General features: G+C 41.2%; 14 protein-coding genes. 10 read left to right on the forward strand and 4 right to left on the reverse strand.

Annotated features, from left to right (window positions below; translation table 11 throughout):
- The first annotated feature begins 424 nt into the window (after positions 1–424).
- Complete coding sequence (locus PN447_RS09465; protein ID WP_271762616.1) at positions 425–1,072, forward strand: DUF3038 domain-containing protein; 648 nt, start codon at positions 425–427, stop codon at positions 1,070–1,072.
- Positions 1,069–2,181 (forward strand): DUF4335 domain-containing protein, encoded by a 1,113-nt coding sequence (locus PN447_RS09470; protein ID WP_334311095.1) that lies wholly within the window; start codon positions 1,069–1,071, stop codon positions 2,179–2,181. The genes PN447_RS09465 and PN447_RS09470 overlap by 4 nt, the downstream gene beginning before the upstream one ends.
- 14 nt (positions 2,182–2,195) lie before the next feature.
- Here PN447_RS09470 and PN447_RS09475 read toward each other — a convergent pair whose 3' ends face one another.
- From PN447_RS09475 to PN447_RS09485, 3 genes are all read right to left on the reverse strand, one after another.
- Positions 2,196–4,460 carry a transglycosylase domain-containing protein gene (locus tag PN447_RS09475; protein WP_271762618.1) on the reverse strand — a complete coding sequence of 755 codons (2,265 nt, stop codon included), beginning with the start codon at positions 4,458–4,460 and terminating at the stop codon, positions 2,196–2,198.
- A 341-nt stretch (positions 4,461–4,801) separates the two neighbouring features.
- Positions 4,802–5,272 (reverse strand): signal peptidase II, encoded by a 471-nt coding sequence (gene lspA, locus PN447_RS09480; protein WP_271762641.1) that lies wholly within the window; start codon positions 5,270–5,272, stop codon positions 4,802–4,804.
- Positions 5,273–5,489: 217 nt separating this feature from the next.
- A complete protein-coding gene (locus PN447_RS09485) occupies positions 5,490–6,092 on the reverse strand; it encodes a biotin transporter BioY (protein WP_271762621.1) in 603 nt (200 codons plus the stop codon).
- 1,335 nt (positions 6,093–7,427) lie between these two features.
- Between PN447_RS09485 and PN447_RS09490 the strand changes: the two genes are divergently transcribed.
- The 8 genes from PN447_RS09490 to PN447_RS09525 all read left to right on the forward strand — a co-directional run bounded on the left by PN447_RS09490 (position 7,428) and on the right by PN447_RS09525 (position 15,513).
- Positions 7,428–8,513, forward strand: coding sequence for a sensor histidine kinase (locus tag PN447_RS09490; protein ID WP_271762624.1), 1,086 nt, complete (start codon positions 7,428–7,430; stop codon positions 8,511–8,513).
- A gap of 84 nt (positions 8,514–8,597) precedes the next feature.
- Positions 8,598–9,431: a response regulator transcription factor gene (locus PN447_RS09495; RefSeq protein WP_271762626.1), complete on the forward strand. Its 834-nt coding sequence runs from the start codon at positions 8,598–8,600 to the stop codon at positions 9,429–9,431.
- A gap of 644 nt (positions 9,432–10,075) precedes the next feature.
- Entirely contained in the window at positions 10,076–11,146 is a 1,071-nt protein-coding gene (pstS, locus tag PN447_RS09500; protein WP_271762628.1) for a phosphate ABC transporter substrate-binding protein PstS, read from the forward strand.
- Positions 11,147–11,261: 115 nt separating this feature from the next.
- The gene (pstC, locus tag PN447_RS09505; RefSeq protein WP_271762629.1) at positions 11,262–12,227 is read left to right on the forward strand and encodes a phosphate ABC transporter permease subunit PstC; all 966 of its coding nucleotides are present in this window, start codon (positions 11,262–11,264) and stop codon (positions 12,225–12,227) included.
- A 72-nt stretch (positions 12,228–12,299) separates the two neighbouring features.
- Positions 12,300–13,229 carry a phosphate ABC transporter permease PstA gene (gene pstA, locus PN447_RS09510; protein WP_271762631.1) on the forward strand — a complete coding sequence of 310 codons (930 nt, stop codon included), beginning with the start codon at positions 12,300–12,302 and terminating at the stop codon, positions 13,227–13,229.
- Positions 13,230–13,297: 68 nt separating this feature from the next.
- Positions 13,298–14,110 carry a phosphate ABC transporter ATP-binding protein PstB gene (gene pstB / locus PN447_RS09515; RefSeq protein WP_271762633.1) on the forward strand — a complete coding sequence of 271 codons (813 nt, stop codon included), beginning with the start codon at positions 13,298–13,300 and terminating at the stop codon, positions 14,108–14,110.
- Between the two features lie 56 nt (positions 14,111–14,166).
- The gene (pstB, locus tag PN447_RS09520) at positions 14,167–14,970 is read left to right on the forward strand and encodes a phosphate ABC transporter ATP-binding protein PstB (protein ID WP_271762635.1); all 804 of its coding nucleotides are present in this window, start codon (positions 14,167–14,169) and stop codon (positions 14,968–14,970) included.
- Positions 14,971–14,985: 15 nt separating this feature from the next.
- Positions 14,986–15,513 (forward strand): hypothetical protein, encoded by a 528-nt coding sequence (locus PN447_RS09525; protein WP_334311096.1) that lies wholly within the window; start codon positions 14,986–14,988, stop codon positions 15,511–15,513.
- Between the two features lie 257 nt (positions 15,514–15,770).
- Here the strand turns inward: PN447_RS09525 and PN447_RS09530 are convergent, their stop codons facing one another.
- Positions 15,771–15,977: a hypothetical protein gene (locus tag PN447_RS09530; protein WP_271762637.1), complete on the reverse strand. Its 207-nt coding sequence runs from the start codon at positions 15,975–15,977 to the stop codon at positions 15,771–15,773.
- Between the last annotated feature and the right edge of the window lie 516 nt (positions 15,978–16,493).

The raw sequence follows: 16,493 nt of genomic DNA on the forward strand, positions 1-16,493 counted from the left end.
ATGATCCACAATATATTAGCCTTTGGGGGTTTCCTGATTTTTGATATATTCTTTTACTATACTCAAAACAACTAAATCGGAGGTGATTTTTGATGGCGTTACTTAGAGCAACTTGGCATCTGTACCCCACAAAGCAGGTAGATACTGCAACTGTAATACCACTCTCACTTACATAAAGACTTCTACAAAGCCACTGTGTCCAAGAGAACTACCTCCGACAAAAAAATCGGTAAATCAGTTTCTGACTGAGAAGAAGAGATTTATTTACCTAATTTTTACCGAACTTTGGGCAGCACCAACAGTAATCAATGCTTAAGCATTACAAGCAACTTTGAAACAGGTTCATTTTGCCTGTTCTAGCTCCTTTAAATTAGTTGTACTAGTTTTATTCTGCCTATTAGCTCTGCACAAGGTAATTTATAGAATGAATGTCTCAGCCAGCTTAACGCCATTGAATAGTCCACCCCCCCCATCCTTGCCGATGATTCTGGATACTTTACCAAACCCTGCGATGCCTATGGTAAGCTTCGCCAAGGCCGCACAGGGTTGTCCCGCTAGAACCCGACTGCAAGTTGATCTAATTTTACTGGCAATTGAAGCTTTAGAACTTGGTAGCTCCGAAGCTATTCTGGCTTTTGCTGATGAGTTAGAACTGAAAGGAATTATTAAAAACCGAGTAAATCTATGGCGAATGCGGAGCTCTAACCCACTGCGAAGATCTCATATTCGCCGTCCCTTGACTATCATGGAGGCAAAAGCTTTAGTAGTTATTGCCAGCTACATCGCGCGGCGTTTAACCGTTGTCATTCGCCAAATGTTGATGACATATCAGCAAATGAGTGAAAAGCAGATACCTTTGGTACAGAATCTGCGGCTATCGAATTACCTAGAGCGATTTCGAGTACATTTCAGAAGTAGAATGAATCCTCGACGTTCTACCGTAATGGCATTAGATTCTGACGAGAAATTAGATGAACTAGCAATCAATTTGTTGGGACAATTACTATTTTGTACTGGTACAGCTGGAATGCAGCGATTTTGGATTAGTCTTTTTGACGGTGAAGTAGAATGAATATTCAACGTAAGTACAGTCTACCTAATTGTACACTGCTGTTAGAGGGTTTCAGTGATGTAGCCAAAGCAGCATACTATCAAGGTATGCGTCCAGAATTATCCATATTGGTAAATGCAGAATGCTATATATCTGGCTATAGTCAGCCCCTAGTAGGCGGACGAGAATTTTTTGAGAGTCTAGTCCGGGCTGTGAGTGGCTATGCTCAAGAATTTTTGAGTAATGTGTCAAACCCCCAAGCACATAATCAAGACTCAGAATTAGTGGAGTTACAAAAAATTTACACTAATCGACACCGGTTAATTGTGCATTCTGAAATAGCTGTAGATGTTTTTGAGTCTCAGCCTAACTATAATCAACCGCCTATTCAAATGGATTTGAATACAGTGCAGTTATTTGACCTGGTTGAAGCTGTGGATCAATTTTTTGCTGACAGCCAAACCCTACCAGAGTTGTCATTAGAATTACAGCCAGTGCCTAGAAGTTACGGTAGTCCTAATGAATTCCTGCTCAAGCAGGGACTAGCGGCAAGTATAGGAATTTCAACTGTAGCAGTTGCCGCCATGGCTTTGAGCCTAATTCCTGCCCCTGAGACGCGCCCACCAGCAGCCCAGGAGGAAGAAGAGACTGTATCCATAGCACCCAGCCCCAATTCGGCTGCATCAGAGAACATAACACCGCCAAATATACAAACTCCAGAGAGTTCCCCAGCAACTGACCTAAATGTAGCCACTCCAATCGTGGATACACCACCCAAAATCAGAGATTTAGAAGCACTCTTAAATTCAACTACAGAAATTACTAATTCATCCCAACTACGTCTTCTGAATGGAAAAATTTATAACCAAATTGATCGAGGTTGGACTAGTCGGTCAGAATTAAGAGAAGATTTAGTCTATCGGGTAGGTGTAAATCCTGATGGTGTGATCATTGGTTATAAAGCGGTAAATCAAGGAGCAAATGAGGGCATAGAATCAACTCCTCTACCCAAATTGCTGCACAGTCCCCCTAATGCTTCTCTCACAGCCAATGAACCAATAGCCCAATTTAAAGTAGTTTTTACCAGAGGTGGTATTCTGCAAGTTAGCCCTTGGCGGGGATATCAGTGATTATTCACCCCCTCTTATCTGGTAATTTGTCTCATATAATTGCCCCAAAGTTGGGCTGCTTGCCCGCTGCTGCCGGATGTGGGAGAATTATTGTCATTACCCAACCAAATACCAGTTACAAGCCGGCGACTGGGGATTGAACCAATAAACCAGAGATCAACATTTTTATCAGTGGTGCCGGTTTTACCGCCTTCCCCCAATCCGATAGCCGCAGCGCCGCCAGTACCGCTAGTTACTGCTTGGCGCATCATCTGGTTGATTTCATCGGCTACACCTGTGGGTAAAACTCGCTGGTTAGCGTCCGGATTTTCGTCAAAGGAATAGACAACACGACAAGTTTTTAAATCCTGACTATTTTGACAATCACTACTGTCTATAATCCTGCTAATTGCGTGGGGTGGATTCCAAACACCACGATTGCTGATAGCGCCAAAAGAACCAGTGATTTCTAACACATTGACTACACTTTGACCCAGTACTAAGCCGGGAACTGCTTCGAGTGATGACTTGACTCCTAAACGCCTGGCGGTGGATACGACTCTATCTAGCCCCACCTCCCTGGCAATTCGCAGGGCGATGGGATTTTCCGACAGGGCGAAGCCAGTAGTCATATCTAAGGAATTCCCTGCACCAATTCTACAAGGTCTATAGGTAAATCCTTGCCAGGGTAGAGCCGCGCAAGAATAAGTTTTAGAGGCTGGTATTCCCCTCTCTAGGGCAGCTGCAAAAGCGAAAACTTTGAAGGTAGAACCCGGTTGTCTTTGGGCTTGAACAGCACGGTTAAACTGGCTTTTTCCAAAATCAGTCCCGCCTACCATCGACAAAATACTACCAGTTCTAGTGTCTAGGGTAACGATCGCTCCTTGAGAAAAGCCAAAGGTAGAACCAGCTTTATTGATTTGATTACGCAAAGCTGTTTCCGCCTCTGCTTGCATTCTGGGATCGAGCTGGGTTTCAATGATAAAATTTCCTTCTCTGGCAACTCCTACCCCCAAGATTGATTCCAATTCCTGGAATACATACTGGTAAAAGTAAGGAGCAATGGTACTGGATTGCCGTTCGCAAACTTTGGGGTTAATCTGGACTGGGGAGCGCCTAGCTCGATTGGCCTGTTCTGCGGAAATTTTCCCCATGTCCAACATTCGCCTAATGACGCGATTGCGATAGTCAACTAGTTGTAGCCTATTGGGGTTATTTCCACAAAAATTAAAAGCGTTGGGAGCAGGTAAAATTCCCACTAATGTTGCAGCTTCTGAGAGAGTTAATTCTCTGGCTGACTTATCAAAGTAATAACGAGCCGCATCCTCAAAACCGGATGTATCCACCCCCAAAAATACTCGATTTAAGTAAATGAGTAATATTTGATCTTTACTGTAAAAAGTTTCTAGCTTCAAGGAAACAACAGCTTCCCGCAGTTTGCGTCCCAAGGAGTCTTGAGCGCCTACATAGTCCCGGAACAAACTTCTGGCCACTTGCTGGGTAATGGTGCTAGCCCCCTGCTGTACATCTCCACTGCGCGTATTGACTAACACAGCTCGCAAAATCCCTAAAGGGTCAACGCCAAAGTGCCAATAGTAACGACTATCTTCTGAGGCCACTATAGCTGCGGGTAAATAGCCAAAGTCCTCTAAACTCTTGAGGTCTACATGAGAGGTACTCCGAGGCTCGCGCAAGGGTGTCGAGCCATCGCGGGCATAAATAACTATAGGGGCGCTGCTAGCAGTGGGTAAGGGTCTGACGGAAAATTTTAGCCATTCCACCCCTATGACTAACCCCACTAAGGCGCTCACACCTGCTACACCGTAGGCTGCCCAAGTTGCTGCTTTAATATGCAAGGGTGCTGGGTCAAAGTATTGTAGCCGCACTGAAGCTGCGAGTTCTGGTGGTCCTAAAGTAAAAATGTCACCGTGACGCAGTTCTAAGCGATTAATTCGGCGTTTCCCCAGATAAATACCATTAGTGGAGTTTTCATCTTTGATGACAAAAACAGGGCTGCGTTGAGTTGAATCCCGTGACAGTGATAGGTGAATTTGGCTGACAACCGGATTGCGAATGACTATATCACAGGATTTGGAACTACGACCTAGTATATAGCGATCGCCTAACAACGGATATACCTCACGTTCTGCCCCTGTATCCTGCACCCATATCTCTGGTACTTTGGCATTAGGCTTCAGCGCCAACTTGGAAAAGTCAACCCTCGCTTGAAGTGTCTGTACTGCTTGAGTCAGTTGACCAAGTACAGTTTGTGGCTTATGAGGAGGTTGGGGGGAACTCATAGGCTATTTACATCAGAATTATTGGCAAACATTCGGGCGATTTGACAATCTCGATACAGATATTCCACCATTGTACACATCAGTCACAGCAGAAATTAGCTATAGGTAGTTTTTACTAATTCAATCTTACACCAAGAAAATATCGACTCATCAAACCTACCAAGTCGGGTTCATTACTCTTGCCAACCGTACAAGATTGTGAGTCCATACTCCCTTAACATCTATAATTTTTGAAAATATTAGGGTAATATCTTTAAGGATTAATTGACATTAAAATTCTCTCTGACATAGGAAGTTGAGGGGATACTTTGATTTTCAGTTATCAACTGTTGAGATTAGCTTTAACTGTTACTATCACTGGGTGCTTTCTCCCAAGAAGCAATTAATAGACAAATAATACCAATAGTAATACATGAATCTGCTATATTAAATACGGCAAAATTAATCAAGCGAAAATCGAGGAAATCAACCACATAGCCCAAAGCGAACCTATCAATACCATTCCCCATAGCTCCGCCTAAAATCAAACCATAGCCTAACTGATTCCAACGACTTAAATTCTGACCAAACCATGCTAGTGCTATCAATAGTAAACTCACGACCAACGATAGCCATCTTAACCACTCTACTTTCCCGCTGAACAGACTAAAAGCTGCCCCAGTATTAGTAACATAAGTGAAATGAAATACGTCTGGTATAATTGGTACTGTTTGTCCCAAGCTAAAGGTCTGCACTATCCAATATTTTGTTAGTTGATCTAAGAAAAAAGCAATGAAGGCAGTAATCCAAAAGAGATGATTTTTTAAACGCATGAAACTAGAAACTAGGGAGTGAGAGATAGTAGAGGTTAATGTAAATAAAAATAGCATTTACTAAATTGATATCACAATCACCATCTCCTCTTGGTCTATGAAAATACATATAATTACCGAGAAATTGTACAATTAGTCCCAATCATTTCAAATTGGTCAAAAGCCTATAAATGGATTTTTCGATTTTGACTTGACTGTTGTACTAGCTCCGCCATAACTAATAAAACATTAGATGACGTAATACGTATGCTATTACGGTAACACCACACACTACAGCTAGTTGACCCGGTAGTGCAAACCAAGAATATTTAAGGATTGCTTGCATTAGAGGCAAATTTTCCGTACCTTTCCACTGAAAAATATAACTGATGATTAAATAAGTAATACCGCAGAGGTGGACAGTTAACAAGCCACTCAAACAACTGAAAGCCAGGGTTTCCAACTTAGGTCTAGCTTGAAATGCCAAATATCCACAAATCCACGCTCCAGGGATAAAACCTAACAGATAACCAAACTGAGATAGTTTAACATATCCAATACCGCCACCATCGGCAAATACAGGTAGCAAGGTTAAACCCATGACTAAATAGGCGATTTGCGAGAGTGCGCCAGCATTTTTACCTCCTAAACAACCTACTAACAGTACCGCACCAACTTGACAGGTAACACCCAGAGAAAAAATCTCAGTTCCTTGATTATTCCCACTCCAAGGTAAGACAATACTATAAGCTTCTAGGAATGTACCACCCATGGTGAGGAGCAAACCAACCATAGACCATAATAATTGAATAGTTCCCACATTTCCTACACTTCCAGCCATTTTATTTGCACAAATACTCAAACAATGTTTTTATCAGTTATTTATGTATTAAACTGACAAATTTAGTATTAATTAATACAATTAATACTAAATTTGTCGTTATGTTTCATTATGACAAACATTATCCTCCTGATTTCTTTAGTCAAGGTATCAGGAAAAAGTATTAGATGTGTATTTTTGTGAGTTACTCCACACACTAACCCGGAAGTGAGCACGGAGGTGATTTTTGTTTTAGCTGAAAATTCTCAGCCCCAGAATTGAATTATCGGGAGAAAGTGAACAACAACAGCAAACAGTGGCTAATAATCTAGGTTGACATATCAATATAAAATATCACTAATTATTATCAGCTTAATTAAAACATATATTATCATTTCCTACTTCTTTAGATAGATTAATCTATAAATTTCCAGTCTATTGGAGTAAAAATAGTCTTTAGTATCACAAATAAATTCATATTAGGCTATTGTTTGCTCGTCAGATATGTTCCTCATGGTAGATGAATAAATAATCTTCAATATAGTTAAATTTTTAATCATATAAATCATATATCATAGGTTTTATGAATTAAGTTAACTCTCTATGTCCATATTTCTAAATACACATTCAAGCACTAATATCAATACTGAAGGGGTGACAACTTAGGCTCAAACCCTTATCGAATAAGGATTATGAAAGAGTCAGCCTTGAAAAGATTAAAACAAATTGGAAACCTATTCCAACATAAAAATCAGACTTGTGGGGTTTAGTTATTGATAATAGAATCAATAAAGCCAGAAAATGATGTTTACTTTTTCAAGGCGCAAACCTTCAAAACCCTTGCTGCGTATTTAATTCAAAGGTTTTTGTCACCCCGTCAGATATCAATATATACCTTATCTTTTAGATTGCTTATTCGGTGAAAATTAGATGTTAACTATTAGTTATTTTGAAATTGAATAGTTTAATGTCACTTATAAATTTAGCACCTTTACACGAATGTTAAATTCACGTAGAACCTCATTGATATTTTTATAACGGCAGTGGTTTTTAAACTTCTAGTGCAGATAATTTTGTATTTGATATTGAGTAATGGAGATTAAAAATTATACTAGATTCAGTCTAAAAGTATCGATTAAGGTGGAGTTATAAGATTTCATATTTTATAACTCCCATAAGTTGTAATTCCTGTATTATTCTAAGTTTTTTATGCTATTAGTAAAATTTAAATAGCACATTTTCTGAATTAATTTCAAGTTATTACTAATAACAAATAAACATATGTCTTTTTAATAGCTATTGTCTTGATTTTTTAATGCCTATTATGCTGATTTATGAGAGGGATATCTTAAGGTTATGGATTCTAGGGAACATAGTTTATTTTTTACCAATTTTTCCATAAATATACAGGCACAAATAGATTTAAAATTTGCTTATTTTCTGATAGATCAAGCTGTAGAACCAGCTTTCTATTTAGGAGAAAATTACCAGTTTATTTTTGTCAATAATGGAATTTGCAAAATGACTGAATATTCTAGTGAAGAATTACTTTCCATGAGGCTTTATCATCTTGGTACGGAACGCTCGCTAATTGGTGTGGTGACTAAGCTTGATGGAATGTTAAAGTTACCTGGAAAACCAGGAGAATTAATTATAGCTGTTGATATTACAGATTACAAAAATTTAGAGTCAAGTCTTAATAACGCTTTAGAACAAGCTAAACAACTGAGCGAACTGAGAGCGCAGTTTCTTTCTATGGTCTGTCATCAACTTCGTACTCCACTAAATATTATTTCATTTTGTAATAGCTTAGTTGCAGAAGAAATAGACAAGCATACCAAGAAAAAAATAGAATCATTATTGGAAAATATAGAAAAAGCCATCGCACAAATCAGCCAGATGTTAGATGATACTTTGTTGTTCGCTCAAGCAGAATCAGCCAAAATCAATTTTGACCCTAAACCGCTAGATCTACTCAAATTCTGTCATAATTTAGTGGAGGAAATGCACATGAGTATGAGCGAAAAAAGAATAAATTTTGTGAGTAAGGTTGAATTAATAAATGCCTTTTTTGATGCAAAATTATTAGACTATATATTGAAGAATATCCTGGGAAATGCCATTAAATATTCTCCTAAAAATAGCAGGATTGATTTTATTATTAATTACCAAGGAAAATATATAATTTTTAAGGTAAAAGACCAAGGAATTGGGATTCCAATCACAGACCAAAAAAGATTATTTGAAGCATTCTACCGGGGAAGTAATATTGGGAATATACCCGGTAATGGACTAGGATTATCGATTATTAAAACGCTAGTAGATTTACATGGTGGTCAAGTGAATCTGGAAAGCGAAGTAGATAAAGGTACTACCATTACTGTGATGTTGCCATTATTTAAAGAAGCCTCTTCTCTATCAGGGTTAGAATGTTCTGATTAGTATAACTGTTAATTGAGTATTTAATATTTGTAAATTTAAAAATTTCCAGCTTCCATTTAATAGTATAATTTTGGGTTATATAAAATGAAGTACGAATCGGTCAAAAAAATTCTCGTAATTGAAGATGATCATGTTACTCGCCATCTTTATGTACAGGGTCTTGAAGCTAAAGGGTTTCATATTATAAGCGCCCAAAATGGTTTAGCTGGTATCCAACAAGCACAGGAGTATGTACCTGATTTAGTGCTTTGTGATCTGACAATGGCGGATATAGATGGTTACACTGTCCTCACCATGCTACGTCAAGATCCTGTTACAGCAATTATTCCCTTTATTTTTATCACGGGTAGCTGTACCAGAGAGGCTATTCGCAAAGGTATGGAGTTAGGTGCAGATGACTATGTTACTAAACCCTTTTCACTAGACGAATTACTCAGAGCAATTAATACCCAGTTGCAAAGACAAGCTGTGCTCAAAACTTGGTGTGCTGCTAAATTCCAGGAAGCTCAAAAATCAGGATCCGCAGATAAGACCACAGCTTTGAACTCACCTCAATCAATATTTCCCTGTGTTCCCCAATTAAAAAAAGTTTTTGAATTTATTGAAGCCCATTATCACCAAGGAATTACACTGTGTGATGTAGCTGAAGCAGTTGGTTACTCACCTGCTTACTTGACTAACCAGGTGGGAAAGCAGACAGGCGAAACTGTCAATAGCTGGATTGTTAAACGCCGGATGCAAGGAGCGCGTTTTTTACTGCAAAATAATTACCAAACAGTTGAGCAAATTGCCAGAGCATTGGGTTATCAAGATGTTTCCCATTTCTCCCGCCAGTTTCGTCAACATCATGGTTTACCACCTCATGCTTGGCGCAAGGAACATCAAGTTGGGTGTTTCAAAGTCGAAGTTAATAATTAGAAAATTCTCAATGAAAAATATCCCAAATATGATTTGGGGATAAAAGTTATACGCCACTTCATCTGCTAATAAGTAATATTTTTGATATTAACCCGCTACGCCGTTAGGTGAGCGGGACATTCTTAAGGGAACTCTGTGGTTTGAGTCCTTGGGTGATTAGCTTGTGAATAAATGGCGATCGCTAAAAAATTGGTGAAAAATCATGTTTGAACCTGAAAATCATACTGGATAGTTTGGGTTTTCCTGGTAATGTCTAATTTATACCAGAAATTTTAATAATTTACGCACCATTTTTTTATTTTCAATGTAGCAAATAGATCAGGAAAATATATTCTTTTGCCTTTGTTAACCTTTTGTTTACCTTCAGACGTATCTTTTAGAGGTATTCTAATATCGCTCATCTGGATAAATTAACTAAAAATTCACAGGTCTACATGTAATCAACAAGAGTCGCCTAGCAGCTAAAGCATCGCTGTTAGATATGTAATTTAGCTTAGTGGCTTGTGGCGCAGAGCAAGACTCAGATAATCCCATTGCTACTGCCACAACCCTAGACTGTGATGCCGATGATGTTGTCATGACCAATGAAGCAAGGTCTTTTTGATATAACTCCGTAGTACTTTCGCAAAGTGGACGTATTTTTCATGGTTCTTAATCGCAAAGTTGTGTTAGCCATCGCCTCACTACCAATCATGTTGGTAGCAACAGCCTGTAGCCCAGGAGCGGATGGTGGTGGTGGGCAGAAAATAGCTATTACCGGAGCCGGGGCAACATTCCCCGCACCTCTTTTTCAGAGGTGGTTTGATGCCTATAATCGCCAAGTCAACTCCAATGTCCAGGTGAGCTATCAGTCCGTAGGAAGTGGGGCAGGTTTGGAGCAGTACATCAATAAAACCGTAGACTTTGGGGCCAGCGAAGCACCCATTACTGACTCTGCTAGTCGGCTCAAGTCCTTCAAAGAAGCTCATAATTACGATCCGATCCAAGTTCCCATGACCGGAGGCTTTTTATCCTTCTCCTATAACTTACCAGGAGTTAAAGATCTCGAACTGAGACTCTCCCGCAAAAGTTATTGTGATATCGTAACCGGAAAAATTACTCGATGGACTGATCCAGCTATCGCCGCAGATAACCCTGGTTTAAAGATTCCAGACCTACCCGTTACCTTTGCCCACCGGTCTGATGGGAGTGGTACTACCTTCGTATTTACCAACCACATTAAAACTGTCTGCCCAGACTGGACAGCTGGGGCAGGAACTTCAGTAGACTGGCCTGTGGGAATTGGCGGACAAGGTAACGAAGGCGTAGCCGCTGCCATTCAGCAGAATGAGGGAGCCATTGGTTACTTATCCTACGCCTATGCTGCCCTAAACAAAATCAATTCCGCCTTAATTGAAAACAAAGCTGGAAACTTTATAGCCCCATCTCCAGAAGCAGCAGCCAAAGCTCTACTAGATCAGCCGATACCCGATGATTTCGCGCTTCTAGTTCCAGACCCATCAGGTGTTGATTCCTACCCTATAGTCGGTCTAGCTTGGGTGATGATCTATCGACAGTATGAGGACGATGCTAAATGGCAAGCCATGCGTAATGTCTTGGAATGGTCTTTGGGACCCGAAGGCAAGGCACTTTCGGAGGAACTTCTTTATGTCCCCATTCCTGACCCTCTAGTGCAGAGAATTAAAGCAGTATTTGACACGGTGAACGCCAAGTAATAATCCGAGATGATTGGGAGTGTCTTTGACATCTAACACTCCCAAAATTCATCCCGATACCTGAGTTGGGACATCACCATGTCACAATAACCACTTATGGAGCAAAAATAAAGTCATGATGTCGGCAGATAAATCAACTCAATTAACCGGGAATAGCCTGGAAAAGCAAATCAGTCCAGCTAGGGTTCTCGATGTAGGATTTTGGGGACTAACCCTGATACTAGCCATCAGTGCCGGAGCAGTTTTACTATGGGTAATCATACAGACCGCTATAGCAGCTACACCAGCCATTGAAAAATTTGGTCTGGGTTTTTTAGTGGGTACAACCTGGAACCCTGTTACCAACGTCTATGGGGTATTACCTCAGATATATGGAACTTTAGTCACTGCCTTGATTGCCCTGTTAATTGCTATCCCTTTGGGCATCGGAGTAGCAATCTTTTTAACAGAAGGATTTGCGCCTAAATGGGTAACAACTCCCATTGCTTTTGCCATTGAACTCATCGTCGCTATTCCCAGCGTGGTCTTGGGAATTTGGGGTATTTTTGTCCTCATTCCTGCTATCAGACCTATTTTTACCTTCCTTAACACCTACTTCGGCTGGATTCCTTTTTTCGGTGGCGATTCTGTTTTTGGCAATAGTCTACTGATTGTGGGCTTGGTACTAGCAATTATGATTGTGCCCATTATTATTTCTATTACCCGGAGCACCTTTGAAGTCCTACCCAGTAATCTCCGCAATGGTTCCTTAGCTTTGGGAGCAACCCGTTGGGAAACAATTCTCAGAGTCCTAATTCCCGCAGGGTTATCTGGCATTATCAGTTCTGTGATGTTGGCTATGGGTCGAGCCATGGGGGAAACCATGGTGGCCGCTATGCTCGTTGGTAACGCCAACCGCATTAACATATCATGGCTGCAACCAGGATCGACGATCACAGGTTTGATTGCTTCCCAATTTGGAGAAGCGGGACGCACTCAAGTTGCGGCTTTAATGTACGCTGGCGTAGTGCTAATGCTTTTATCTTTAGTGGTGAATATTTTAGCTGAGATGATTATTCGTCGATTCCAAAATATTGAGTAAAATATCACGCCTTTTCCCCAGTTTTGAGTACGAGTGTATGCAAGATTAAGTTTACGAAATATCAATTAAATTATGGGTACTCCAGATAATCAGTATTCCTTTGGGTATGATAGCGATAGCGTGGCATCGGCCACAGACAGTGGTTTTGATATCAGTGAGAAAACCATGGCGCCCCATCGCCGGATCATGGGACGGGTGTTGACCATTTTAAGTATGGTGTTTGCTGGAACGGTAATTATCCCTCTGATTTGGGTTCTGGTGAGTGTGTTTCAAAAGGGTGTTAATTCGCTCATACTTCCAGATATTTTTACTAAGCTCCCCCCACCTCCTGGATTATCTGAGGGGGGCTTTGGTCATGCCATTATTGGAACTTTAATGACCCTGGGAATTGGTACATTGATTTCAGTCCCTTTTGGTGTGATCGCGGCTATTTACTTAGCTGAGTTTGGTCGGGGGACTCGCTTGGCTTACTTGGTGAAATTTTCCTGTAATGTACTCACCGGTGTCCCCGCTATTTTGTGTGGCTTATTTGCCTATGCAATTGTGGTGATGCCCTTAGGATCATTTTCGGCTTTTTCGGGTGGGGTGGCTTTAGCAGTGTTAATGCTGCCTATTATTATTCGCTCCACAGAAGAGGCTTTATTGCTAGTGCCTAATGAGTTGCGTTTGGCAGCAATGGGTATTGGGGCAACAAAATTTGAAACCATTATGCAGATTGTCTTACCAGCTGCTCTGACTTCAATTATTACTGGTGTGGTTTTATCTGTTGCCCGGGCAGCCGGAGAAGCAGCTCCCTTGCTGTTCACCTCTTTTAACAATAATTTCTGGGCTACTAATGTTTGGGAACCTGTGGCAACCTTGCCAGTGTTAATTTACTTTTTCTCGATTATTCCCTATAAAGCTTCCCAGAGTTTGGCCTGGGCTGCCGCCTTGATGTTATTGTCAATTGTGCTGTTGTTTAGTATTTTGGCTCGGTACTTGAGTCGGCAGAAGAAGTTCTAGCATCAGGGAATTCAATTCTTTTGGCTGCAAACTCACCCAAGTTCTATACACTCTACATTGAGAATACTATGGAAAAGAAAATTAGTAATAGCGGTTCTGTTGATACTAGGCGCATTTTTGAGGTCAAGGATTTATCGGTTTACTATGGCGGTGCGATCGCCCTTCAGTATGTGACAATGGATATTCTGGAGGGCAAAATTACCGCTTTAATTGGTCCTTCGGGTTGTGGTAAAAGTACTCTCCTGCGTTGTTTCAATCGTACTAATGCCTTGATTCCGGGTGCTAATGTGAAGGGATACCTCACTTACCGGGGACAAAATCTCTACGGTGCTACAGTTGACCCGGTGGTAGTCCGCCGCAGGGTGGGTATGGTATTTCAGCAGCCTAATCCTTTCCCGAAGACGATTTATGACAATGTAGCCTATGGCTTGCGGGTGAATGGCATTAAGGGCAATATGGACGACATTGTTGAAAATTCCCTCCGCCGTGCTGCCCTCTGGGATGAGGTAAAGGACGATCTTCATAAGTTGGGAACTTCTCTTTCCGGGGGACAACAGCAGCGTCTATGTATTGCTCGCGCTATTGCGGTTCAACCGGATGTGATTTTGATGGATGAGCCCTGCTCGGCTCTTGATCCTATATCGACGATGCGGATTGAGGAGTTAATGCTTGAACTCAAACAGCATTACACCATTGTCATTGTCACCCATAATATGCAGCAGGCTTCTAGAGTGGCGGATTATACGGCTTTCTTTAATGCTGAAGCCTTGGAAGGGGGGAATCGCGTGGGGTATCTGGTAGAAGTAGATACCACCGAGAGAATTTTTTCCAGTCCCCGGGATCAGCGCACTCGCGATTATGTGAGTGGTCGTTTTGGCTAAGGAAGCACCAACAGAAAGATTCTCTAGGTCAAAAATCCACAATACACTATATTATTATGGCTACTAACACTACTACAGTGAATGAGACTGAAACTGTTTTACGCACAGAGAATCTGAATGTGTACTACGGTCATTTTTTGGCTTTGCGAAATATTTGGCTGGACATCCCGAAAAATCAGGTGACAGCTTTTATTGGTCCGTCTGGCTGCGGTAAAAGTACATTGCTGCGATGCTATAACCGTCTCAATGATGTCATCGATTCCTTTCGAGCGGAGGGCAAAGTTTATTTTTACGATCACAACTTGTATGCACCTAACATCGACCCTGTACAGGTGCGCCGCAGAATCGGGATGGTATTTCAACGACCAAATCCCTTTCCTAAATCAATTTATGAGAATATTACTTTTGGAGCCAAAATCAATGGCTATCAAGGGAATATGGATGAATTAGTCGAACGCAGTCTCAGACAAGCTGCTTTGTGGGATGAGGTTAAAGACAAACTGCGACAAAGTGGCACATCTTTATCCGGGGGACAACAGCAACGCTTGTGTATTGCTAGGGCGATCGCAGTGCAACCGGAAATCATTCTCATGGATGAACCTTGTTCTGCCTTAGACCCAGTTTCTACGTTGCGGGTAGAAGAACTAATTCACCAACTCAAAGAAAAATATACCATTGTCATCGTCACCCATAATATGCAACAGGCAGCACGGGTGTCTGATTACACGGCTTTTTTCAACGTTCAACTTGTGGAAGGTGGTCGCAGTGGTTATCTAGTCGAATACAATTCCACAGAAGCCATTTTCAAAGACCCCCAACAAGAAGATACCCGAAATTATGTCAGTGGCAGGTTTGGTTAAATATAGCAGATTCAGATGCGGGATGCTGTTAACAAAGCAGCGCGATTTATTATTAATCAATGTCTTAAGGACAGAATTGGTAATCTGATTATTGGTTGGAATGATGGACAGAAAAATGGCTCTAAGATGAGTAAGCGGGGGAATCAAAACGTTGTCCCCATTCCCACGGGGCGACTAATTGAACGTTTTAAACAACTTTGTCCAGAATATGGGATAAAAATAGCGGTTACTGAGGAAGCGTATACTTCAAAAGCGTCTTACCTGGATGGCGATCGCCTCTACAAACATGGTGAAAAACCCAAGGGATGGAAACCTTCAGGTCAAAGGGTAAAACGGGGATTGTACCAAACTTCTACGGGGATACTGGTAAATGCTAAGTGTAACGGTGCTGCAAATATCTTAACAAAAGTAGCCACACAGCTAGGTGTTAACCTAGCCAAGGTGGGTAGGGGAGCTTTGACACTCCCAAGACGAGTTGATTTATTTAAGGGATTAAGTAAATCATATCGTAAACGTTGCGTAGCATGCCTTGGGCCTGCGTAGCAACATCAGTTGACATCTCCCCTGTGTTTCAACCAGGGGAGATGTCAACTGTCGTATAACCGCAATTCGATTATTGATGAGTACGTTCTGAAAGCTCTTTCTTACCTGTCTGAGTTACGCAGTTCGGGCAGATTTGGCTTGTTTTACCTGCGTCTACTTTTTGGAAATAGACATCACCCTTAACGCTAACACGAAAGTCCCTACCTTCAGCGAAGCAAGGTAGGGATGAATAGTGGGAAATAACGCTGAACATCAAATTAAGAAAGCATCTCGGAGTCAGGAACTGGCTTCGTAGTCGCAGAGTCGCCTAGCTCTACCACATCTACCAGCAAGCGCCAGCAAGCTGGAGCAATGCGGCAACTAGGGGCAAAGAAGCGACAAAAATCTACACAAGGTTTTGCTAAAAACGAACTGAGGGAGGTAGAAACCCACAGTTCAGGCGAAGCGAACTGTGGGTAGTTCATAACAAGTTTGTTCAAGAATATTGAAAAATTGTGCAAATCCCCCATCGAGGTTATGCTTACCCAACATCCCGCGAGAAAACCCAACCAAATTCAAATTGTCAACAAATACCATCCCTGCATCCTTACAGATTTGGTGAAATAGCTTTCGATACCAGTCTTGACGACAATTGGCGACATACTCATGGAACCTCGCTACTTTCTTCTATGCTTTTTTCCAATTGTTCGAGCCTAACCCTTTCCTGGAAACACGCTGTTGCAGCAATTTAAGCTTGCGTAAGTCCCAATATAATACAAAGTGCTGTAAATGTACTTTCATTTAGCGATAGCGAAGCGCTGCTGCTAGCAGATCACTTGTGCCAGTTGCGTAAGTCCTAGCTGCTATATAAATCCTAGACAAGTCTAGACATTTATTTCTTACTTCGCAGGGAGCATGGGAGCGGTTATCCCTCAGTAAGCTTTCAAGGTTTAGCCAACCTCGATAAGTTAATTGCTGCGTTTAAATCCCTATCCATTGAA

Origin of the sequence: Anabaena sp. CS-542/02, from assembly GCF_028331085.1 — a bacterium.
Classification (GTDB): domain Bacteria; phylum Cyanobacteriota; class Cyanobacteriia; order Cyanobacteriales; family Nostocaceae; genus Anabaenopsis; species Anabaenopsis arnoldii.